Source organism: Janibacter sp. DB-40, from assembly GCF_029510815.1.
Lineage (GTDB): Bacteria > Actinomycetota > Actinomycetes > Actinomycetales > Dermatophilaceae > Janibacter.
The window spans coordinates 1,685,469-1,706,867 of sequence record NZ_CP120360.1 but is presented as its reverse complement, the minus strand read 5'-3'; the positions used below and the strand labels follow the sequence as shown (position 1 = coordinate 1,706,867).

The window sequence follows — 21,399 nt, the reverse complement described above, 5'->3', positions numbered from 1 at the left end:
TGGGTCGCATATGGTTTGGTCATGGAAGCCGCTGACCGCCACATCGTCGATCTCCTGCGCCAGGACGGTCGGATGAGCTTCACCGACCTCGGCAAGGCCGTCGGTCTGTCCACGTCGGCGGTGCACCAGCGCGTGCGGCGACTCGAGGAGCGCGGGGTGATCTCCGGGTACGCCGCGGTGGTCGACCCGACCGCTCTGGGGACGCCCCTGACGGCATTCGTCTCCGTGACACCGCTCGACCCCCGCGACCCCGACGACATCCCCGACCGGCTGCGCGGCATCGAGCAGATCGACGCCTGCTACTCCGTGGCCGGGGACGCCAACTACATGCTGCGCGTGCGGGTCGGCACGCCGCAGGACCTCGAGGAGCTGCTGGCCAGGGTGCGGACGGCAGGCGGGGTCTCCACCCGTACGACCATCGTGCTGACGACCCCGTGGGAGTGATCGCCCTGCCCCTGCCCGCACGCCTTCTCCTCGCCCTCGCCGCTGGACTCCTGCTGTGGCTGTCCTTCCCGGACCACGACATCGCGGTGGCAGCCATCGGGGGAGTGGTCCTCCTCGGCGTCGCCATGTGGGACGTGCGCGCCCGACTCGGCGCCCTCCTGGGCTTCCTGGCCGGCTTCGCCTGCTTCGTCCCGACCCTCAGCTGGTCGGGGATCTACGTCGGGGCCTTCCCGTGGTTCGCCCTGGCGACCTTCCAGTCGCTGTACGTGGCACTCATGGGTGCGGTGCTCGTGTGGCTGCAGCGTCCGCTGATCCGAGCGGGCCGGGTGCTCCCTGCCGCGCTGCTCATCCCGGTGCTGTGGGTGCTTCAGGAGCTGGTGCGGGGGACCGTCCCCTACGGCGGCTTCCCGTGGGCCCGGATCGCCTTCAGCCAGGCGGACTCCCCGCTGGCGCGGTGGGCCGCGATCGGTGGTGCGCCGCTGATCACCCTCGTCGTGGCCCTGGTGGCTGTGCCCCTGGTGCTCCTCGTCGTCACCCGCCGCCTGCCCGTCGTGGCCCTGGCCCTCGCGCTGGTGGTCGGGCTCGGCTCGTGGGCGGTCCCGGTGCCCACGAGCGGCGACAGCTCCGCCCGCGTGGGACTCGTGCAGGGCGATGTCCCGCAGCCCGGCCTCGACTTCAACGCCGAGCGCCGGCAGGTCCTGGACAACCACGTGGCCGGGACCGAGGACCTGGCAGCGGACCACGACGACCTCGACCTGGTGATCTGGCCGGAGAACGCCTCGGACATCGACCCCCTTCGCAATCCCGACGCGAAGGCACAGATCGAGCGTGCGGTCGACGCCGTGGACACGCCGCTGATGGTCGGCGCGATCCTCGACGAGCCGTCGCCGGCGGTGTCCAACGCCTCCCTGCTGTACCGGCCCGACGGTGGTGAGCCGGAGCGGTACGTCAAGCAGCACCCGGTCCCCTTCGCCGAGTACGTGCCGCACCGCGAGTTCTACCGCCTCTTCAGCGACAAGGTCGACCTCGTCCGGGTCGGTTTCGCGAAGGGGGATGAGGACGTCGCCTTCCGCATCGAGGGCGAGGGCGGTACCTTCTCCGCGATCCCGACGATCTGCTTCGAGGTCGCCTACGACGGCTTGATGCGCGACGCCGTGCGGCACGGGGAGGATCAGGGGTACCCGAGCCTGCTCGTCGTCCAGACCAACAACGCGACCTTCGGCCACACCGCCGAGTCGACGCAGCAATACGCCATCTCCCGCATCCGGGCCATCGAGCACGGTCGCAGCGTGGCCCACGTGTCCACGGTCGGTGTCTCCGGATTCGTCAACCCCGACGGGAGCTCCACGCCCACGACCGAGCTGTTCACCGCGGCCCAGCCGGTCGACGAGGTCGTGCTGCGCAGCGGCCTGACCGTCTCCGACCGCCTGGGGCCGTGGGTCGAGTGGGCCAGCGGCCTCCTGGTCGTCGGGGCCGGTGCACTTCGCCTGCGCAAGCGACTCGCGGGTAGGCTCGGAGACCGTCGACCCTCCACCCCGCAGACCGAGGATGTCACCACAGGTGCCTGATCGTCCCCCCGAGCCGCGCCCGCCGATCGAGCGGATCGCCGTCCTCGTCCCCACGTACAACGAGCGTGAGAACCTGCCCGTCATCGTCGAGCAGGTGCGTCGGGCCGTCCCCCTGGCAGATGTGCTGGTCATCGACGACAGCTCGCCCGACGGCACCGGCGACGTGGCCGACGCGCTGGCCGCGGCCGACGAGCACGTCGCCGTCCTGCACCGGGCGACCAAGGAGGGGCTCGGCGCGGCCTACCTCGCGGGGTTCCGCTGGGCCCTGGAGCGTGACTACGACGCGATCGTCGAGATGGACGCGGACGGCTCGCACCGCCCGGAGCACCTGCCGGTCATGCTGGACGCGGCGACGGAGGCCGACCTCGTCATCGGCTCGCGGTACGTGCCCGGCGGCCGGGTCGTCAACTGGCCGGCGCATCGCAAGGCCATCAGCGTGGCCGGCAACGTCTACATCAAGGCCGTCCTCGGGATGCCCGTCAACGACGCGACGGCGGGGTACCGCGTGTACCGGGCCGAGACCCTGCGCACCATCGGCCTGGACGACGTGGAGAGCGCAGGGTACTGCTTCCAGACCGACCTGACGGTGCGCACCGTCCGAGCCGGCCTGACCGTCATCGAGGTGCCGATCACCTTCGTCGAGCGGGAGATCGGTGACTCCAAGATGGACGGTGACGTCGTGCGCGAATCGATCTCGCGGATCACCGTCTGGGGCGCACGGCACCGGATGGCGCAGATCCGCTCACTCCTGGACCGCGAGCCGAGGTGGCACCGACTGTGACACTCCCACCGGGCAACCGCCGCCCACGCCGACGCAGGGTCCGCTGGATCCCGCTCGTCATCGTCCTCGTCGTGATCCTCGAGATCGCGGTCTTCGTTGGTGCCGCCCGGCTCGTCGGCGTCTTCCCGGCCATCATCGCCGTGCTCACCCTCTCCACCCTCGGTGCCCTCCTCGTGCGTCGGGAGGGACGGCGTACGTGGCGGGCGCTCGAGGAGGCCCTGCGCTCGGGCACGATGCCCAACCGCGAGATCGCCGACGCCGTCCTCGTCGTCTCCGGGGGAGCGCTGCTCCTCGTGCCCGGCCTCGTGACCGGTGTCATCGGCTTGCTCGCCGTCCTTCCCTTCACCCGCCCCGTTGCCCGCATCGGTCTCGAGGTCGTCGTCGCACGGCGACTGCTGGCGGCCGGCGTCGGGGGAGAGGTACGCGTCCGCCGCACACGGCGCACGGGGGACGACGACGACGTCATCGAGGGCGAGATCATCGACGACGACGAGTAGGCCCCGCCCCAGGACGAAGGGGCTGCCCGCCGTGCTGGCGGGCAGCCCCTTCGTCATGGGGCGGGGGAGATCAGGCGCTGCGCTTGCGCGGCTTCTCCCCACGCTTGGCGCGCAGCAGCGCCAGACGCTCCTCGAGGAGCTCCTCGAGCTCGGGGACGGAGCGACGCTCGAGCAGCATGTCCCAGTGGGTGCGGACGTGCTTGGCGGGCTTCGTCTCCGGCTCCGGGCCGTCGACGAGCTTGCCGAGCTTGCCGCAGCGGCACTCCCAGGTGCCGGGGATGTCTGCCTCGACGGAGAACGGCAGCTCGGTGCGGTGGCCGTCCTCACACACGTAGGCCGTGATCTGACGGTCACTCGGGACGACGTTGTCCGTCGTCTCCATGCTGAAGCTGACCATGCGCGTGCCGCGCAGCGTGCGCTCTGCCATGTTTGCAAGTCTCCTGGTGTCTCTCGCGATGTTCACACGCTCCTGCAGCGCGGACCTTCACGTGTGTGCCAACGCCCGGTAGGCACCGGATGTTCCACACGACGCGTCATTGCGGTGGTGAGGCCCGTCTCCTCCCGACCCGGAACGGTCTGGGCTGCGGCCAGTCGTGGCTGGCCAATGGAGCGACCCCACAGGATAGCGCGAACCACCCCTGTGACGCACATCGGCAGACCCACCCGGGTTACTCTCGGGTCGTGACCGCCTCGACACCCCGCGCAGCCGAGCCCCAGACCGCCCTGCGCGCCCAGGAGCACGGTGGCAGGGGACGCATCGTGGCCTGGGCGATGTGGGACTGGGGAGCGCAGCCGTTCAACACGGTCATCACGACCTTCGTCTTCTCCGTCTACCTCACGAGCGAGAGCTTCGGCAGTACCAACACCACGTCGACGGCGCTGGCGGTCGCGACGGCGCTCTCCGGGGTGCTCGTGGCCGTGCTCGCGCCGGTGCTGGGGCAGAACTCGGATCGCTCGGGTCGCACCGTGCGCAACCTGCGCCTCCAGACCTGGCTCCTGGCCGCGCTGTCGGCCTCGCTCTTCCTCGTCGAGCCCGACCCGTCGTTCCTGGTCCTCGGACTGGTGCTCCTGGGTGCGGGGTCGATCATCTCGGAGATCGCCGGCGTCAACTACAACGCCTCGATCGAGCAGGTCGCCTCGCCGCGCAACGTCGGCCGGGTGTCGGGTTTCGGCTGGGGGATGGGGTACCTCGGCGGGATCCTCGTCCTGCTCCTGATCTTCTTCGTCCTCATCCAGCCCGAGGTGGGGCTCTTCGGCGTCACCGACGAGGGGGCCCTGGACATCCGGGTCTCGATGCTCGTCTGCGGGCTGTGGATCCTGCTCTTCACCATCCCGACCTTCGCGGTGCTCAAGGACTCGCCTCGCGAGCGGGTGCCCCGCATCGGGATCGTCGACTCCTACAAGCTCGTGTGGGGGTCGCTCCGAGGGCTGTGGGCCAGCTCGAGGCACACGGTCTACTTCCTGGGGGCCTCGGCGCTCTTCCGGGACGGGCTCGCCGGCGTCTTCGCCTTCGGGGCGGTCCTGGCGGCCGGCACCTTCGGCCTCTCTGCCGGCGACGTCATCATCTTCGGCGCTGCGGCCAACATCCTGGCCGGGGTGAGCACCATGGCCTTCGGCCTCCTCGACGACCGGTTGGGTCCCAAGCAGGTCATCGTCATCTCCCTGACCGCCCTGGTCGTCCTGGGTATGGGCGTGTTCTTCCTCCACGACGGCGGGACGGTTGTGTTCTGGACCCTCGGCCTGGCGATGACGGCCTTCGTCGGGCCGGCCCAGGCAGCCTCGCGCAGTTTCCTCGCCCGGGTGATCCCGGACGGCCACAGCGGCGAGATCTTCGGCCTCTACGCCACGACCGGTCGCGTCGTCTCGTTCCTCTCGCCGGCCGCCTTCGGGCTCTTCATCTGGCTGGGCTCGGTGGTCACCGGTCAGGAGAACACGCAGTACTGGGGCATCCTGGGCATCGCGTTGGTGCTCCTGGCGGGCCTGCTCGTCCTGCTTCCGGTCAAGGCTCCGGTCGGCCCCGGGACGGGCAACGACTGACCGATCGGGTCAGCCCGAGAACTCCCAGTGCCACGGCTCGGGGAGGGAGCCTCCGGCGGCCGCCCACGAGGGATGGAACCAGCCGTACAGCGGGGCGTTCTGCTGCATCCACAGGTGTGCCGGGTGGCCGAAGCTGTTGACGCCACCGCACAGGTCGAGGGCCACACCGACGCCGTGGTTGCTCGTGCCGGGGGCGGCGGCCCAGCCGCCGCGGGAGGCCTTGGTGACCACCTGGTTCGCGTACGAGCGGTAGCTGTCGGTGACGCACAGCAGGTGTCCGGTGTCGCGCTGGTAGGCCAGACTCATCGCGTTGAAGGCGGCCGCGGCGCCGGGCCGCAGTGACTCACCCGGGGCCCCGAGGAGTGGGCACAACGCGTCCGGCGGGATCTGGCCGTTGGCGTACGTCTGCGTGTTCGTGGAGCAGGGCTTGGCGTCCTCGAACTCCGTGACGTCCTGGCCGAGGTTCTCGAGCGTCTCGGTCAGCTCGTCACCGGCGCCCTGTGCGGCGTCGTCGGGCAGACCGATGAGCGCGGTGATGACCGGACCGGCCTCCGCCAGGTCCTCGGCGTGCTTCTCCCGCAGGTCGTCCAAGGACGTCTTGCGCTCCGCGAGCACCTCGTCGGCCTCCTCCTTGGCCCGGGTGGCCTCGTTCTTGGCCTGGGAGGCCGACCTCACGGCCGACTCCTTCTTCTCGGTCAGCGCGGCCTGGATGTCGGTCTCCTGCTGGACCACGTCGACGGAGCGGATCCGCTCGTCGGTGAGGAACCTCAGATCACCTGCGCTGGTGCTGCCCGACTTCTTCGTGAGCGACTCGAACAGCGTCCACGTGTCGCTGTAGCCGCCGGACTGCGTGTAGGTGTCGAAGGCCCAGTCCCGCAGATCTGCCTCGCCATCGGCGAGCCGCTGCTGGAACTGCTCGAGCTGCTGCTGCGCCTCGTCCACGTCGCGCTTGGCCTGCTCGTACTTCTCCCGGGCCTCCGCCTGGCGTTGCAGCAGGCTGTTGACGCGCTCCGAGTACTCCTTCAGACCCTTGACCGCCTCGGCGATCTCCTCGTTGTCCTCGGCCAGCTTCGCGGCGAGACGCTCCGCCTCGGCCACCTGCTCCTCGAGGCCCTTCCCGCTCAGCGGTGCTCCGTGGTCACCGTCGCCGGGGTCCCCGTCGGCGCTCCACGCCGTGGTGGGGGACGGGTCGTCGCTCGGAACCGTCGCCGCAGCAGGGGGCGCGAAGGCAATGCCTGCGGTCAGGCACAGGGCGACCACTGTCCGAACGGTGCCGTTCGGACGTCGCCGAAGCTGGGGCATGGAGTCTCCTCGAGGGTGTGAACCGCGAGTAGTCTAGAGCCGCATCTCCTACTGCGGAAGGGGGTGACCAGGGCGCACGGATCAGGCCTTCGTCGAGGCTCCGGGGGCGCTCTTCCTCGCCGTCGTCCCCTTCGTGGCGCCTGTCTGGGCAGGAGACTTCCCGGACGTGGTCGACTTCGCAGAGGCCTTGGTAGTTGTCTTCTTCGCCGGACTCTTCCGCTTGCCGCCTTGCTTGGTCCGAACGAGGACCGTCGTCCCGGATCGTTTGGTCTCCAGATAGTTCTGGTCTTCCACGAGCGTGACCAATTTCTGGTGACCGAACGCGCGGGAGTCGAAATCTGGGTTGGTCCGCTGGAGATGCTGCCCGAGGGCTGAGAGATTGGTCCACCCGTTGTCTCCCAGACTGGCGTTGACCGCCTTGGTCAACTTGGATTGAAGATCCGCCTGCGTCTTCGAGTTGCTGTTGTCCCCCGACGCCTCATCGCGGGTGCTGTCGGCGGCGCCGTTACGCGTGGCTTGGGGCTCGTCGGCTGCCGTCCGCGTGGGTTGATCCGACTCGACGAGCAACTCGATCTGAATGAACTGGTCAACGGCGCGTCGCAGGGGATCCGGAGTCTTTCCCTCCCCGACGCCGAAGACGCGCTTTCCGGACTCACGCAGCCGGGTGGCCAGACGAGTGAAGTCCGAGTCGGAGGAGACGAGGGCGAAGGCATCGACATTGCCCTGCCACAGCAGGTCCATTGCGTCGATGATCAAGGTCGAGTCGCTGGCGTTCTTCCCCGTGCTGTTCGGGAACTGCTGGACCGGTTGGACGGCGTGGCGCAGGAGCATTTCCTTCCACCCCCCGAGCTGGGTGGTGGTCCAGTCCCCGTAGGCCCGCTTGACCGTGGGCGTGCCGTACTTGGCCAGCTCCTCCAGGACGGCGGAGGTGTGCCTGCTGGAGACGTTGTCGCAGTCGATCAGCACGGCGATCCGGGTGGAGGTACTGGCGTCGGCATCCATGTCGGCAACCTATCGCCCGCGTCAGCGTCCCTGCTGCCCCAACCACTCGTCGAAGGTCTGTCGGCCCAGTCGTGTCCCGGCACGCGCCACCAGCGTGCCGTCCCGCATCGCTCGACCGAAACGGCCGGGGAAGGGGACCTCGATGACGCGGCCGCGACTCCCTTCGTGCTGCAGGACCTGCCGGGCCATGTCCGCCACCCGCAGCTCCTGCGGACCGGCGATCTCGGGACCGTCCCCCTGCGGTGCCTGCTCCGCGACGTCGACGAGCAGGCCGGCGACCTCGGCGGTCGCGACCGGCTGGGAGCGCATGACGGGGATGGCGAAGACCGGCCCGATCCTGGTCCGGGCCATCACCTGGTGCGCGAAGTCGTGGAACTGGGCCGCGCGCACGACGGTGCCGTTGGGCTGGGCGAGGACGAGGTCCTCCTGGGCCTGCTTGCCGGCGTAGTAGCCGAAGGGGGCCTCCCGGGCCCCGATGATCGACACCGCCACGTGGTGGCGGATGCCGCAACGACGACCGGCGGTGACGAGGTGCTGGGTCACGGTGCGGAAGAAGTCGACGGATGCGCGTGCCGAGACGGCCTGCACGGAGGTGGCGTCGATGATGGCCTCCACCCCGGTCAGCCGCTCATCGATGCCCACGCCGGCGTACAGGTCGGTTCCCGTGGAGCGGGCCATGACGACCGCGTCGTGGCCACGGCCACGCACCGTCCAGACGACGTGGCGCCCGACGACGCCCGTTCCACCGGCGATGGCGATCCTCATGCCTCCATCCTCCTGCGCGTCGCGGGCGTTGTCACGGGCCTACTCCTGACCGGGGCGCCCTCGCTGCTTCTTCAGGTCCGAGCGCCGCCGCTTGGCGTCGAGCCGTCGTCGCTGGGACCCGCGGGTGCGCTTGGTGGGCCGTCGCGGTGGGGGAGGAGGGGCCAGGGCCCACCGGAGGAGGTCGGCCATCCGCTCGCGGGCCGCGGCGCGGTTGCGCCGCTGGGAACGGTGCTCTGCGGCGTCGATGGTCAGCACCGTGCCGACGAGACGTCCCGACAAGCGCGCGAGGGCGCGTTCCCGTTGGCAGTCGGTCAGTGCGCTCGTCGTGCCCAGGTCCAGGGAGAGCTGCACGCGCGAGTCCGTCGTGTTCACACCCTGGCCGCCGGGGCCGCTGGCGCGGCTGAACTGCTCGGACAGCTCCGCGCCGGGGACCACGACGCCGTCGGGGATCCCCGGCCCGGGAGGGACGCGGAGCTCGCTCATCGCTCCAAGGATCTCACTCCCGGACCAGTGCGACCTCGAGTGGCGGGGGTGCGTGCAGTGTCTGGGCGATGACGCAGTACTGCTCGGTGAGGTCGAGCAGCTTCGCGGTCGTCGCCTCGTCGGCGTCCGTGTCGAGCGCGAACTCGAGGCGCACGCCGGTGAGGCCCACCGGCACCTCCCTGTCGACGCCGAGGGTGCCGCGCCCGTCCCAGGTGCCGATTGCCCGGATCGTGCCCGAGCGCAGGGTCACGCGCATCGCGGTGGCCACGGAGCGCAGGGTCACCCCCGCGCAGGCGGCGAGTGCCTCGAGCAGGATGTCCGCGGAGCAGGCCTCGCTGCCGTCACCACCGGCCACCGGGTGCAACCCCGCACGGGAACGCCCACCTGCTCCGTCGATGACGGCCGCGATGCCGTCGTCGGCGAGGTTCACGGAGGCCGAGCTGGTCACGAGTGCCTGCTCCGGCTCGTCCCGGTAGAGCTGCTTCAGCGGCTTCTGCAGGGCCCTCAGCTCCTCCGCCGTGGGCAGCGCCCTCGCGTCGCTCATCGCGACGCTCCGACGAGCTCATCGGTGGAGCGCAGCTCCTCGGGCAGGTCCTTCTCGAGCTCGCGCACGATCGGGATGACCTGTCTGCCGAACCTCTCGACGTCCTCCCGGACGTGGAGGAACCCCGTGAGGACGAGGTCGATGCCGACCTTCTTGTACTCGATGATCCGCTCGGCAACCTGCTCGGGAGTGCCGATCAGGCCGGTGCGGAACCCGTCGTTGTACTGGACGAGGTCCTTGAACTCGCTGTCGGCCCACATGCCCTTCTTGTCGGCCGTGGCACTGCCCGCCTGCTTCACGGCCTCGCCGAAGTCGTTGACCTTGTCGACGTCGGCCCTGGCGATGATCTCGTCCACGACGGCCACGGCCTCTGCCTCGGTGTCACGGACGACTGCGAACCCGTTGAGCCCGAAGCGGACCCGTCGCCCGTGCTTGGCGGCCTGCTCGCGCACGGCCGCGACCTGCTCGGCTGCGCCCTCGATCGTCTTGCCGTTCATGAGGTACCAGTCGGACAGACGGCCGGCCATGGCCTGGGCCGAGGTGGAGTTGCCGCCCTGGAAGATCTCGGGGTTGGTCTGCGGCTGCGGCCGGAAGGTGACGTCCCTCGTGCGGTAGAAGTCACCGCGGTAGGTGAAGCCCTCCTGGTCCCACAGCCCCCGCAGGACCTCGATGAACTCCGCCGCGCGGCGGTAACGCTCCTCGTGGTCGAGCCAGTCGAGACCGAGCTCGGTGTACTCCTTCTTGAACCAGCCGGAGACGACGTTGAGCGCCAGTCGGTTCCCGCTCGTGGTCTGCGCCGTGGCGGCGAGTTTCGCGAGGATGTGCGCCGGCCACTGACCGGGGTGCACGGCGGCGATGACCTTTAGCCGCTCCGTCGCAGCGAGTAGGTCGAGTGAGAAGGACACCGACTCGTGCTGGGCATCGGCGCCGTAGGACGCGAGGTAGCGCACCTGGGTCAGGGCGTAGTCGAAGCCGACCTGCTCGGCGGTACGGGCGACGTCGCGGTTGTACTCGGGGGAGTGGTCGGTGCGCTGCTCGATGTCGGAGACGACGAGGCCACCGGAGACGTTGGGCACCCAGTAGGCGAAGTTCAGGGGGTCGGGGAAGGCCAAGGTCAGGCTCCGTTCGGGGTCGTGGTGAGGGCGCTCAGGGGGTGGTAGCCACCGGCGTGGTGCACCAGTGGCGGGCGTCCGGTGATGTCGGCGGTGTCGACGCGCGCGACGGCGATGAAGCTGTCGCCCACGTCGACGAGGTCAACGATCTCGGTGACGAGGCGCGCTGCGCCTCCGTGGATGAGCGGGAGGCCTCCGTCGTCCACGGACCAGGTGCCGTCCTCGACGAAGCGGCGGTCCCGGTGGCCAGCGAACCTGCTTGCGACGGAATGCTGCTCGTCCGACAAGAGGTGGAGCGCAGCCCTGCGGGACCGGCTGATGGTCGCCAGGGAGCTCGACGTCTTGGAGATGTTGAAGCTGACGAGCGGTGGGTCGACCGAGACCGAGACGATCGAGATCGCGGTGAAGCCGACGTGTCCGGCGCTCGAGCTGCCGGTGACGACCCAAGTGCTCGCGGCGGCGCCACGGAAGACATCACGCAGGTCGAGTGGTTCGAGGACGTCGACGAGGGGAGTGCTCATGGGTCCTCCTCAGGAGGTGTGTGTGAGTGCAGGCGTGATCGCGCTTGGCCGGGCCACGTCATGACGAGGGGGCTTCTCGCGCTGGGCGAGAAGGCTCGGGGGAACGGCGGCGGCCGTCGTCAGATGGCGCGACAGGCGCTGACGCCGCGACGCATGAGGTCGACGATGCGGCGGCTGAAGAGCTCCTGCTCGAAAGCAGGGCGCAGGGGAGTGGTCACAGCGGACCCGGAGTGGTGCATCGATCCTCCATCGATCCTGGCGTGAGCACCTGCCCCGGAGGGTGGTTGCTGCGGCGTCGTCGAGCCAGATCTCTCGGCCGCTCTGGATGGGTGCTCCCAGTAGAAGCCTGCAACCGCTCGCCGGTCAATTCGTGTCTCGCCAGTTGGGCCGGGCGTCCACAGCCATACAGCTCATCGCGCCGGCATCCACAGCTTGTCGAACTGCTTCCCGCACGCGTTGCGGGACAACGATTCTGGAGGTGGACGAACAACCGAAAGCGGGGGAGTGGCATGGCCCGAGGCACGACGATCCACGATGTCGACGAGATCAACCACATCGAGCTGACCGGACGGATCAGCGGTGCGCCCACCACGCGGGAGCTGCCGAGCGGTGACGAGCTGGTGACGCTCCGGCTCGTCGTCACCAGGGCAACCGGCGGTCCGGTCGACACCATCGACTGCGCCTGCTGGTCGGCGGGCGCACGACGGGCTGCGGCGCGCTTCGTCGACGGTGACCGAGCGCGGGTCGAGGGGGCGCTGCGTCGACGCTTCTTCAGGACCCCCGGTGGTCCCGCCAGTCGGTACGAGGTGGAGGTGCGCCGGCTCGTGCGGGACCGACGCTGAGTGCGCTCAGCGGGCGGCGAGAATCCAGGAGACCATCTGGTTGTACGGGGTCGGGATGCCGTGCTCCTGGCCGAGCGCGGTCACCCGGTCCGCGAAGAGGGCGACTTCGGTGGGACGACCGGCCACCACGTCCTGCAGCATCGACGTCAGCCCGTCACCGGGAAGGCCCCGCAGGACGCTGTCCCACCGGGTCAGGTCGGCGTCGCCGAGGTGCACTCCCTCCGCCCGGGAGAGCGCGACGACCTCGTGGGCCAGGGCGAGCATGAGGGAGCGGGCCGGTCCCTCGTCGGTGAATGCCGCGTACGGCCTGCGCAGGACCGCCGAGGCCTGGTTGATGGCGGTGTTGACCATGAACTTCCACCACATCTCGTGGCGCATGTCCGCGGGGGTCTGCCACTCGAGACCAGCAGCGTCGAGGGCGGCACCCACCGCGTGCACCCGCTCGGTGGCGGCCAGCCCGGGTGACGTCCCGATCACGAGGTGGCCGGGGGAGAGGTAGGTGACTTCGGACCCCTCTCGTCCGGCGGCCATACCGAGGGCGATGCACAGCACGACCCCGTCGCTGCCGAAGCGCTCGGCGATCGTCACCTCGCTGTCGAGGCCGTTGAGCACGGAGACGAAGGTCGTCCCCGGTCCGACGACGGGGGCGATGTCGTCGAGCGCGGCGGCCAGGTCGTGGTGCTTCACCGCGACGAGGACGAGGTCGGCGTGGAAGTCGTCCACTCCCGGCTCGACCACGCGTGCGCGCAGTGGCTCACCGTTGACCGTGGTCGGGGCGCCACGGAGCCGGGCGGCGCGGTCACCCGACGCCACGAGCGCGGTCTCCATGCCCCCTTCGACGAAGTGCGCGGCGTACATGGCTCCCATGGCGCCCGCGCCCACGACGGCCACGGTCCTGATCTGCGTCTCGGTCACACCGACAAGGTAGGCCACCTCGACGGGGCCGGTGGCGGACCGTTCCGCTCAGGGCGACGCACGCAACCGCTCCAGCAGGGCCACGGCGTCGTGCGGGGCGTGGCCCTTGGCGTCGTTGTCGAAGTAGACGTGGACGTCGGCTCCCTCCGCCGCCCACGTGCGGCACCGGTCCGCCCAGGTATCGAGGGCCTCGGAGGAGTAGCCGCTGGTGTACAGCTCCGTGTCGCCGTGCAGGCGCACGTAGTGGAAGTCGGCGGTCGAGTCGCCCATCCGTGGCCAGCGACCGGCGCTGTCCGCGACGACCATGCAGATGCCATGGCGACGCATCAGCTCGCGGGCCTCGGGGCAGTCGAAGCTCGGGTGCCTCGGCTCGAGCGCGTGGCGGACCGGCTGGTCGATCGGGACGTGCGGGGCGGGCCGGCCGAGAACCCGGTCCTCCCGCAGCTTGTCGTCGTGGCGCGCCGCGAGGTCGACCGTCTGGCCGATGGTGCGCGGGAGGAGGTCGAAGAAGGTGGTCAGCAGCGCCTCGTCGAAGGCCAGTCGCTCGGGCAGCTGCCACAGGATCGGGCCGAGCTTCTCGCCCAGCGCGAGCACCCCGGAGGCGACGAAATTGGCCAGCGGCGACTCGACGTCCCGCAACCGCTTCATGTGCGTGATGAAGCGGCCACCCTTGACCGCGAAGCAGAAGTCATCAGGGGTCTCCTCCCGCCACCTGGCGTAGGAGGTGGGTCGCTGCAGCGAGTAGAACGAGCCGTTGATCTCCAGCGAAGGGAGCTGCTCGGCGGCGTGGGCGAGCTCACGGCGCTGGGGGAGACCTACGGGGTAGAAGTCCCCGCGCCAGCCCGCATAGCGCCACCCGGAAGTGCCGATGTAGTAGCGCGCCACCGTGGCGACGCTACCGCCTTCCCAGGCCGTGCCGGAGGGGGTGCGTAGAAGCTCCTGTCACGGGTAGGGGAGGAGTGCGTACCCGACGAAGGGAGAGTAGCCATGCCCATGACGAAGAACGGCAAGGTCATCGAGGACGAGCTGCCCAGCACCATCCAGCGGTCCGACGAGAAGGCCCAGGAGACGTTCGCCAAGGCCCATGACGCGGCGGTCGAGGAGTACGGCGACGGGCAGCGCGCGCACCAGACGGCCTACGCGACCCTGAAGCGCACCCACGAGAAGGTCGGTGACCACTGGGAGCCCAAGGACCACACAGGCCCCTCGGACGCACAGGCCGCCGGCGGGCGCGACACCGACAGGGAGACCGCCGAGGGCGTCGATGCGAACGCCACGAAGGAACACCTGTACGACATCGCCCAGAGGCTCGACATCGAGGGCCGGTCCGACATGGACAAGGACGAGTTGGTCGAGGCGATCCAGAAGGAGAACCGGAAGGAAACCGCCGAATCACGCGATGACTGAGTCCGCAGGGGAGACAGACGCGACGATTCAGGGGAGACTCTGCGAGTGGGGTTGGACCACGCAGTATTGACATAATGTGGATTATCGGCGAAACGGAGAGAGGCTGACATGGCCAGGAGCAGCACCGACCAGGACTCACAGGGCTTCGACGTACGAGTCGAGCTTCTCAAGTCCCTGATGGCGCACGTGCAGGATTCGACCTATCCCTCCAACACGCAGTTGGACATGATCGAGGAGCTGCTGACGGAGAAGGAAGAGCCCGCCTATCTCAAGATGTTGCTCGGGTTCGTCGACGATGCGCGGTTCCCCAGCGTGCCAATGCTGGCGCGGATCAAGAGGTTTACCTGACAAGTATCCTCGGGGTCATGAGCCGGCACCCGAGACCGGATCGTGCAGTCCCGGTGGGGTCAGAATCCGTCGGGCGTGAAGTCGACCTGCGTCGGCGGGGCCAGTGCCTCCTTGGAGACGATGCGCCGCGCCGAGGTGTAGAGCCCCATCACGGACGAGCCGTCGCGGAGCTCGCCGCGCGTCGCCGCCGTGAGGATCTCGGCTGCCTCGGCCTCCATCGTGCGGCCGTGCCTGCTCGCGAGTTCCGACAGGCGACTCTGGACGCCGTCGTCGAGGTCACGGATCTCGAATGTCATCTGGATCACACCCTTCCGTCCCAAAACTACCCGGTCCATCAGGCCGTGTCTCCCCACTGACCCGGGATGCGTGTCCCGACGGGGCAGAATCAGCGCATGAGAGTTGATGTCGAGGTCAGTGCCCACATCCGGGCTGCGGTCGAGGACGTGGCCGCCGTGGCCGGCGACCCCGCCCGGGCGCCCGAGTGGTATGCCAACATCCACGCCGTGAGGTGGCGGACCACTCCCCCGGCACGAGTGGGGTCCCGGATGGACTTCCAGGCGCAGTTCCTCGGCCGTCGGCTCGCCTACATCTACGAGATCGTGAAGCTCGAGCCCGGTCGGCGAATGGTCATGCGCACCGCGGACGGTCCGTTCCCGATGGAGACCACCTACACGTGGGAGCCCGCGGACGGTGGAACCCTGATGACGCTTCGCAACCAGGGCGAGCCGCGGGGCTTCTCCAAGGTGGCTGCCCCGATGATGGTCAGGGCGATGAGGTCGGCGATGACCAAGGACCTGGACCGTCTGGCAGTCCTGGTCGCCTCCTGACGCGGCTGCGCCGGCGGCTCAGGCCGAGGTGTCGATGACGCAGAAGAGGTTGCCGTCTGGGTCGGCGAGGACGACGAAATCGGCGTTCTCTGGGTACTCCCACTCGACGCGACGGGCACCGAGCGTGATCAGGCGAGCGACCTCGGCCTGCTGCTCCTCGGCGCTATCGGTCCACAGGTCGAGGTGGGTGCGGTCGTCCGAGTCCAGATGGACCCGGGGCCCGGAGCTGCCGGGCGGGACCAGGAAGTCCGGGTTCGCGTCCCGTCGGTACCCCAATGCCTCGCCCCAGAAGGCAGCCCCCAACCGGGTGTCTGACACATTGAGGACGATCGCGCCGAGCCTGAGCATGCCACGACGCTACTGCGCCACTCCCCTGCCGGCCGGCATCCGTTGTTGAACAGGTCAGTCCGGTCGCCCGCGGGTACGGAACCACCCGGCGACGAGTGCGCCGGAGAGGTTGTGCCAGACCGAGAAGACCGCGCCCGGGAGAGCGGCCACCGGGGTGAAGAAGGTGGCCGCGAGCCCGGAGGCCAGACCCGAGTTCTGCATGCCGACCTCGATGGCCATCGTGCGAGCGGTCAGCTCGCCCTGACCTGTGGCCCGCCCGAAGGCGTAGCCGATGCCGATCCCGATCGCGTTGTGCAGCAACACCGCGAGCGCGACGACCAGGCCCGCTTCGACGAGCTGGTCCGCGGACAGGGAGACCACGATCGCGACCACGCCGCAGATGACGGCGACCGAGAGCCACGGCAGGGCTGGCAGGACGCGTCTGACCAGGTGCGGCAGTGCCGTTCGCACGATGAGACCGAGGACCACCGGCACGAGGACGATCTGCAGGATCGTGATCGCCATGCCGCGCCCGTCCACGGGCAACCGCTCTCCCACGAGCCACAGCGTGAGCAACGGCGTCATGACGGGAGCCAGCAGGGTCGAGACCGAGGTCATCGTCACGGACAGGGCGGTGTCGGCACGAGCCAGGTAGGCGACGACATTGCTCGCGGTGCCTCCGGGGACGCAGCCGACGAGGATCACGCCGGCCGTGAGCTCGTCGGAGAGCCCGAGCGCCCGGGCGACCCCCCAACCGACGAGCGGCATCACCGCGTACTGGGCGACGACACCGAGCGCCACCGGCAGGGGGCGCATCAGGACGAGGCGGAAGTCCGGCAACGTCAGGGTCAGTCCCATCCCGAACATGATCACCCCTAGCAGCGGGGTGATCAGCCCGGCCTGGCTCGAGATCGGGCCCGGCAGCGCCCACCCGAGCGCCCCGGCCAGCAGCACCAGGATCGGGAAGATCGTCACCGCGCGGCGAGCGCTGCGGTCCTCGACTGCTGTCGGCGCACTGCCGGTGACCGGGGACCCGGTCTCGTCCGTGGTGGTGCTCCTCACGACGTGGCCACCGAGCCGGAGATGTAGTTGGCCAGGTGCTCCGCGGTGAGCGTCGAGCGGTCCTCGACCAGCTGGCGCGGCGTGCCCTCGAACACGACCCGACCGCCCTCGTGGCCGGCGCCCGGCCCCAGGTCGATGATCCAGTCCGCGTGGGCCATGACCGCCTGGTGGTGCTCGATGACGACGACGGACTTGCCGGAGTCGACAAGCCGGTCGAGCAGACCGAGGAGGTTCTCCACGTCGGCGAGGTGCAGGCCGGTGGTCGGCTCGTCGAGGACGTACACGCCCCCCTTCTCCCCCATCTGCACGGCGAGCTTGAGGCGCTGACGCTCACCGCCGGAGAGCGCGGTGAGCGGCTGTCCGAGCGTCAGGTAGCCCAGGCCCACGTCGACGAGGCGGGTGAGGATCCTGTGGGCGGCGGGCAGGCTCGCCGGGCCGTCCTTGGCGAAGAAGGCCGTCGCCTCGTCCATCGACATCTCGAGCACGTCGGCGATGTTCTTCCCGGCCAGCTCGAACTCCAGGACCGCGTCCTGGAAGCGTCGTCCCTCGCAGTCCTCGCACGGCGACTCCACCGTGGCCATGACGCCGAGCTCGGTGAGGATCACGCCGGCCCCGTTGCACGTGGGGCAGGCTCCCTCCGAGTTGGAGCTGAAGAGCGCGGGCTTGACGCCGTTGGCCTTGGCGAAGGCCTTGCGCACCGGCTCCAGGAGCCCGGTCCAGGTCGCGGGGTTGCTGCGACGCGAGCCCTTGATCGCGGCCTGGTCGACGATGACGATGTCGTCGCGGTGGTCGAGTGAACCGTGCACGAGCGAGCTCTTGCCCGAGCCCGCGACACCGGTGACGGCGACGAGGACGCCGAGCGGGATGTCGACGTCGACGTCCTGCAGGTTGTGGGTGTCGGCACCACGGATCTCGAGCGCTCCGGTGGACTCGCGCACCGACTCCTTCAGCCGCGCCCGGTCCTCGAGGTGGCGACCGGTGAGCGTGTCGCAGGAGCGCAGCTCCTCGACCGTCCCCTCGAAGACCACCTCTCCCCCCTTCGCCCCGGCCAGCGGACCGAGGTCGACGGCGTGGTCGGCGATGGCGATCGTCTCCGGCTTGTGCTCGACGACGAGGACGGTGTTGCCCTTGTCCCGCAGGCGCAGGAGCAGGTCGTTCATCCGGTCGATGTCGTGCGGGTGCAGCCCGATGGTCGGCTCGTCGAAGACGTAGGTGACATCGGTCAGCGAGGAGCCGAGGTGGCGGATCATCTTGGTCCGCTGCGCCTCTCCCCCGGACAGCGTCCCCGCGGGACGATCGAGGGAGAGATAGCCCAGACCGATCTCGGTGAAGGAGTCGAGCAGGTGGCGCAGACCCTTCAGCAGCGGCTCGAAGCCCGGCTCGTCGAGATCGCGCACCCACCCGGCCAGGTCGTTGATCTGCATCCGGCACAGGTCGGCGATGCTCTTGCCGTTGATCGTCGACGACCGCGCCTCGGGGGTCAGCCGGGTCCCCTCGCACTCCGGGCACGTCTGGAAGGTCACCGCCCGCTCGACGAAACGGCGCACGTGCGTCTGCATCGCCTCGGGGTCCTTGGAGAGCATCGACTTCTGGATCTTCGGGATGATCCCCTCGAAGGTGAGGTTGACGCCCTCGACCTTGATCTTCGTCGGCTCGGACCACAGCATGGTCTCCAGCTGCTTCTTGGTGAACGCCGCGATGGGCTTGTCCATCGGCAGGCCCATGCCCTCGAAGAGGCGCCCGTACCAGCCGTCCATCGAGTAGCCGGGGACCGTGAGCGCACCCTCGCGCAGCGACTTGGTCTCGTCGTAGAGGGCGGTGAGGTCGATGTCGCTCACCTGGCCCATGCCCTCGCAACGCGGGCACATGCCACCGAGGTAGACGGCCTGCTTGACGGCCTTCTTCTCCACGCGCCCGCCGGACTTCTCCGTCGACATCATCCCGCTCGCCCTGCGGGTGGGGACGTTGAAGGAGAAGGCCGTCGGCGGCCCGACGTGCGGCTCACCGAGGCGCGAGTAGAGGATGCGCAACATCGCGTTGGCGTCCGTCGCGGTACCCACGGTCGAGCGCGGGTTGGCGCCCATGCGTTCCTGGTCGACGATGATCGCCGTGGTCAGTCCCTCGAGGTGGTCGACCTCGGGCCGGGCGAGCGAGGGCATGAAGCCCTGCAGGAAGGCGCTGTACGTCTCGTCGATGAGGCGCCGCGACTCGGCCGCGATGGTGCCGAAGACGAGGGAGCTCTTGCCCGACCCGGACACTCCGGTGAAGACGGTCAGCCGACGCTTCGGGAGGTCGACGCTGATGTCCTTGAGGTTGTTCTCCCGCGCGCCCTGGACGCGGATGAGGTCGTGGCTGTCGGCGGTGGTGGTCATCGGCACTCCGGGACGTGGGCGGGTCTACTCCTCCGATCCAAGCAGATCGGGGCTCCCCTCCCCCACCACCGAGGCGACGAGTGTCCGGGCGACGAGCTCACCGCGCGCGATGGCGGTCTCCTGGTCCCCCCGCAGCATCCCGGTGAGCGTCCCGAGGTACGCGACGGCCACCTGGTCGGCCAGGTCCTGTGCCCGCTCCTCACCGGCGACCTCCTCCGCGAATGCGCGCAGCCGGGCGTGCAGGAGTTCGTCCTCCGCCTCGAGCATCTCGGCCACCGCCTCGGGGGGCCGATCCATCGCCGCCGCCGTGCCGCTGAAGGCGCACCAGCGCTCCTCGAGCCGCTCCCGCTGGTAGCTGCGCAGGGCCGGGAAGATCGCGAAGAGACGACCGGTCGGCGAGTCGGCCGCCGCGATGGCTGCGTCCCAGGCCTGCGTCCAGTCCGCGAGCCGACGCTCGAGGGCCGCGGCGATCAGGCCGTCCTTGTTGCCGAAGTTCGAGTACAGCGTCGCCGCCGACGCCCGCGCCCGCCTGAGGATCACGTCGACCGGCGTCAGCACGACACCGTCGACGAACATCAGCTCGTCCGCGGCGGCGAGCAGACGTTCCCGGGCCGGCCGCTTGCGGACGTGGGTGGTCATGGTCACAACCTAACCGTAACGCGCGTTTCGATTACCTGTGAAACGTGCGTTACTGTCGACGAGTTCCCGAGTCGACCCAAGGAGTCCCATGACGACGCTGCACATCGCCGGTGAATGGCGCACCGCCGCCTCCGGTGAGACCCGAGACATCACCTGCCCCGCGGACGGATCCGTGGTCGTGACCGTGGACGAAGGGGGCGTGGCCGACGCCCAGGACGCCGTCCGCGCCGCACGGTCGGCCTTCGACAACGGCCCGTGGCCGAACACCCCGGCCCCAGAGCGGGCCGCGCTGCTGCACCGCCTCGCCGACCGTCTGGAGCGCGAGCTCGACGACGTCGCCCGCATGGAGTCCCAGGACACCGGCAAGCGCCTCGTCGAGTCGCGCATGGACATGCAGGACATCGTCGCGGTCTTCCGCCACTTCGCCGCGCTGGCGCAGGCCGAGGCCGGCCGCGTCGTCGACCCCGGCACCCCGGACGTCTCCTCGCGGGTCGTCCACGAGCCCGTCGGCGTGTGCTCGATGATCACGCCGTGGAACTTCCCGCTGCTGCAGACGGCGTGGAAGGTCGCGCCCGCACTGGCCGCGGGCAACACCTTCGTCCTCAAGCCCAGCGAGCTCACCCCGCAGACCGCCATCTGGCTCGTGCGCACGCTCGTCGAGGAGGGCCTGCCCGACGGCGTCGCCAACCTCGTGCTGGGCCCGGGGTCGACCGTCGGCGCGACGATGACCAGCGCCCCCGAGGTCGACCTCGTCTCCTTCACCGGTGGACTCGAGACCGGCCGCACGATCATGGCTGCGGCAGCCGGCACGGTGAAGAACATCGCCCTCGAGCTGGGCGGCAAGAACCCGAACATCATCTTCGCCGACGCGGACATGGACGCGGCGATCGACAACGCCCTCACGGCGATCTTCCTCGACTCGGGCCAGGTCTGCTCGGCCGGGTCGCGCCTCATCGTCGAGGACTCCGTGCACGACCGGGTCGTCGACGAGCTCGTGCGTCGGGCGCGGACCATCCGGATGGGTGTACCCTTCGACGAGGACGCCGAGACCGGCCCGCTCATCAGCGAGGACCACCGCCGCAAGGTCGAGGCCTACGTCGAGGCGGCCGTGGCCGAGGGTGCGGTCCTGCGCTGCGGCGGCGAGCGCCCCGGCGGTGACCTCGCGGCCGGGAGCTACTACCCCCCGACGATCCTCGACGAGTGCACCGCCGACATGTCCTGCGTGCAGGACGAGTCCTTCGGCCCCGTGCTCACGGTGGAGACCTTCACCGGTGACTCCCCCGAGGCCCGCGAGGAGGCCGCCGTCTCCCTGGCCAACGACACGATCTACGGTCTCGCCGGCGCGGTGTGGACGGAGAACGCCGGCCGAGCCGAGCGGGTCTCGCGCCGCCTGCGCCACGGGACGATCTGGATCAACGACTTCCACCCCTACGTCCCGGCCGCCGAGTGGGGCGGCATGAAGCAGTCCGGCATCGGCCGTGAGCTCGGCCTGGCCGGCCTGCACGAGTACCAGGAGAGCAAGCACATCTGGCACAACACCCGACCGGCCACCACCGGGTGGTTCGGCAACGAGCAGGCCTGACCGGGCCCGAGAAGCACTGATC

General features: G+C 69.7%; 25 protein-coding genes and 1 riboswitch. Of the genes, 10 read left to right on the top strand and 15 right to left on the bottom strand.

Going from position 1 to position 21,399, the window contains the following annotated elements; all coding sequences use genetic code 11:
- Positions 1-21: 21 nt before the first annotated feature.
- From PVE36_RS08050 to PVE36_RS08035, 4 genes are read left to right on the top strand one after another with little or no spacing between them, the layout of a single operon-like run.
- On the top strand, positions 22-444 hold the full coding sequence (locus PVE36_RS08050) for an AsnC family transcriptional regulator (protein ID WP_277241028.1): 423 nt from the start codon (positions 22-24) through the stop codon (positions 442-444).
- Entirely contained in the window at positions 435-2,012 is a 1,578-nt protein-coding gene (lnt, locus tag PVE36_RS08045) for an apolipoprotein N-acyltransferase (RefSeq protein WP_277451448.1), read from the top strand. The genes PVE36_RS08050 and lnt overlap by 10 nt, the downstream gene beginning before the upstream one ends.
- Complete coding sequence (locus PVE36_RS08040) at positions 1,993-2,793, top strand: polyprenol monophosphomannose synthase (RefSeq protein WP_277451446.1); 801 nt, start codon at positions 1,993-1,995, stop codon at positions 2,791-2,793. Before lnt ends, PVE36_RS08040 begins: the two co-directional genes overlap by 20 nt.
- A complete protein-coding gene (locus tag PVE36_RS08035) occupies positions 2,790-3,290 on the top strand; it encodes an FxsA family protein (RefSeq protein ID WP_277451445.1) in 501 nt (166 codons plus the stop codon). The genes PVE36_RS08040 and PVE36_RS08035 overlap by 4 nt, the downstream gene beginning before the upstream one ends.
- A gap of 70 nt (positions 3,291-3,360) precedes the next feature.
- Here PVE36_RS08035 and PVE36_RS08030 read toward each other — a convergent pair whose 3' ends face one another.
- On the bottom strand, positions 3,361-3,717 hold the full coding sequence (locus PVE36_RS08030) for an RNA polymerase-binding protein RbpA (protein ID WP_277451444.1): 357 nt from the start codon (positions 3,715-3,717) through the stop codon (positions 3,361-3,363).
- 254 nt (positions 3,718-3,971) lie between these two features.
- Between PVE36_RS08030 and PVE36_RS08025 the strand changes: the two genes are divergently transcribed.
- Positions 3,972-5,327 (top strand): MFS transporter, encoded by a 1,356-nt coding sequence (locus PVE36_RS08025; protein WP_277451443.1) that lies wholly within the window; start codon positions 3,972-3,974, stop codon positions 5,325-5,327.
- Positions 5,328-5,336: 9 nt separating this feature from the next.
- Here PVE36_RS08025 and PVE36_RS08020 read toward each other — a convergent pair whose 3' ends face one another.
- From PVE36_RS08020 to PVE36_RS07990, 7 genes are all read right to left on the bottom strand, one after another.
- Positions 5,337-6,629: a D-alanyl-D-alanine carboxypeptidase family protein gene (locus tag PVE36_RS08020; RefSeq protein ID WP_277451441.1), complete on the bottom strand. Its 1,293-nt coding sequence runs from the start codon at positions 6,627-6,629 to the stop codon at positions 5,337-5,339.
- A gap of 81 nt (positions 6,630-6,710) precedes the next feature.
- On the bottom strand, positions 6,711-7,631 hold the full coding sequence (locus tag PVE36_RS08015) for an NYN domain-containing protein (protein ID WP_277451439.1): 921 nt from the start codon (positions 7,629-7,631) through the stop codon (positions 6,711-6,713).
- A 21-nt stretch (positions 7,632-7,652) separates the two neighbouring features.
- Complete coding sequence (locus tag PVE36_RS08010) at positions 7,653-8,396, bottom strand: SDR family oxidoreductase (RefSeq protein ID WP_277451437.1); 744 nt, start codon at positions 8,394-8,396, stop codon at positions 7,653-7,655.
- A 39-nt stretch (positions 8,397-8,435) separates the two neighbouring features.
- A complete protein-coding gene (gene arfB / locus PVE36_RS08005) occupies positions 8,436-8,879 on the bottom strand; it encodes an alternative ribosome rescue aminoacyl-tRNA hydrolase ArfB (protein ID WP_277451436.1) in 444 nt (147 codons plus the stop codon).
- Between the two features lie 13 nt (positions 8,880-8,892).
- Entirely contained in the window at positions 8,893-9,423 is a 531-nt protein-coding gene (locus PVE36_RS08000) for an OsmC family protein (RefSeq protein ID WP_277451435.1), read from the bottom strand.
- Positions 9,420-10,541, bottom strand: a complete 1,122-nt coding sequence (sfnG, locus tag PVE36_RS07995; RefSeq protein WP_346780641.1) for a dimethylsulfone monooxygenase SfnG — start codon at positions 10,539-10,541, stop codon at positions 9,420-9,422. Before sfnG ends, PVE36_RS08000 begins: the two co-directional genes overlap by 4 nt.
- Complete coding sequence (locus PVE36_RS07990) at positions 10,538-11,056, bottom strand: flavin reductase family protein (RefSeq protein WP_277451433.1); 519 nt, start codon at positions 11,054-11,056, stop codon at positions 10,538-10,540. Before PVE36_RS07990 ends, sfnG begins: the two co-directional genes overlap by 4 nt.
- Positions 11,057-11,299: 243 nt before the next feature.
- A riboswitch (SAM riboswitch) is annotated at positions 11,300-11,388 on the bottom strand.
- 177 nt (positions 11,389-11,565) lie between these two features.
- Between PVE36_RS07990 and PVE36_RS07985 the strand changes: the two genes are divergently transcribed.
- Positions 11,566-11,898 carry a single-stranded DNA-binding protein gene (locus PVE36_RS07985; RefSeq protein WP_277451432.1) on the top strand — a complete coding sequence of 111 codons (333 nt, stop codon included), beginning with the start codon at positions 11,566-11,568 and terminating at the stop codon, positions 11,896-11,898.
- Positions 11,899-11,904: 6 nt separating this feature from the next.
- Here PVE36_RS07985 and PVE36_RS07980 read toward each other — a convergent pair whose 3' ends face one another.
- On the bottom strand, positions 11,905-12,813 hold the full coding sequence (locus tag PVE36_RS07980; RefSeq protein WP_277451431.1) for a 2-dehydropantoate 2-reductase: 909 nt from the start codon (positions 12,811-12,813) through the stop codon (positions 11,905-11,907).
- Between the two features lie 48 nt (positions 12,814-12,861).
- Complete coding sequence (locus PVE36_RS07975) at positions 12,862-13,698, bottom strand: DUF72 domain-containing protein (protein WP_277451430.1); 837 nt, start codon at positions 13,696-13,698, stop codon at positions 12,862-12,864.
- A gap of 102 nt (positions 13,699-13,800) precedes the next feature.
- On the opposite strand from PVE36_RS07975, the gene PVE36_RS07970 reads away from it, so the two are divergent.
- Together PVE36_RS07970 and PVE36_RS07965 are read left to right on the top strand one after the other, a co-directional pair.
- Positions 13,801-14,220 (top strand): ChaB family protein, encoded by a 420-nt coding sequence (locus PVE36_RS07970; protein WP_277451428.1) that lies wholly within the window; start codon positions 13,801-13,803, stop codon positions 14,218-14,220.
- A 108-nt stretch (positions 14,221-14,328) separates the two neighbouring features.
- On the top strand, positions 14,329-14,568 hold the full coding sequence (locus PVE36_RS07965) for a hypothetical protein (RefSeq protein WP_277451427.1): 240 nt from the start codon (positions 14,329-14,331) through the stop codon (positions 14,566-14,568).
- A 59-nt stretch (positions 14,569-14,627) separates the two neighbouring features.
- Here PVE36_RS07965 and PVE36_RS07960 read toward each other — a convergent pair whose 3' ends face one another.
- On the bottom strand, positions 14,628-14,864 hold the full coding sequence (locus PVE36_RS07960; RefSeq protein WP_277451425.1) for a hypothetical protein: 237 nt from the start codon (positions 14,862-14,864) through the stop codon (positions 14,628-14,630).
- A 96-nt stretch (positions 14,865-14,960) separates the two neighbouring features.
- Between PVE36_RS07960 and PVE36_RS07955 the strand changes: the two genes are divergently transcribed.
- Positions 14,961-15,395 (top strand): SRPBCC family protein, encoded by a 435-nt coding sequence (locus PVE36_RS07955; RefSeq protein ID WP_277451423.1) that lies wholly within the window; start codon positions 14,961-14,963, stop codon positions 15,393-15,395.
- Between the two features lie 18 nt (positions 15,396-15,413).
- Here PVE36_RS07955 and PVE36_RS07950 read toward each other — a convergent pair whose 3' ends face one another.
- Genes PVE36_RS07950 through PVE36_RS07935 form a run of 4 tightly spaced genes read right to left on the bottom strand, consistent with a single transcriptional unit; the run spans position 15,414 to position 19,795 of the window.
- Positions 15,414-15,743: a VOC family protein gene (locus tag PVE36_RS07950; RefSeq protein ID WP_277451421.1), complete on the bottom strand. Its 330-nt coding sequence runs from the start codon at positions 15,741-15,743 to the stop codon at positions 15,414-15,416.
- A gap of 54 nt (positions 15,744-15,797) precedes the next feature.
- A complete protein-coding gene (locus PVE36_RS07945) occupies positions 15,798-16,784 on the bottom strand; it encodes a bile acid:sodium symporter family protein (protein ID WP_277451420.1) in 987 nt (328 codons plus the stop codon).
- A complete protein-coding gene (locus PVE36_RS07940) occupies positions 16,781-19,156 on the bottom strand; it encodes an excinuclease ABC subunit UvrA (protein ID WP_277451418.1) in 2,376 nt (791 codons plus the stop codon). Before PVE36_RS07940 ends, PVE36_RS07945 begins: the two co-directional genes overlap by 4 nt.
- Before the next feature lie 24 nt (positions 19,157-19,180).
- On the bottom strand, positions 19,181-19,795 hold the full coding sequence (locus tag PVE36_RS07935) for a TetR/AcrR family transcriptional regulator (protein WP_277451417.1): 615 nt from the start codon (positions 19,793-19,795) through the stop codon (positions 19,181-19,183).
- A gap of 88 nt (positions 19,796-19,883) precedes the next feature.
- Between PVE36_RS07935 and PVE36_RS07930 the strand changes: the two genes are divergently transcribed.
- Complete coding sequence (locus PVE36_RS07930; RefSeq protein WP_277451415.1) at positions 19,884-21,377, top strand: aldehyde dehydrogenase family protein; 1,494 nt, start codon at positions 19,884-19,886, stop codon at positions 21,375-21,377.
- Positions 21,378-21,399: the final 22 nt, after the last annotated feature.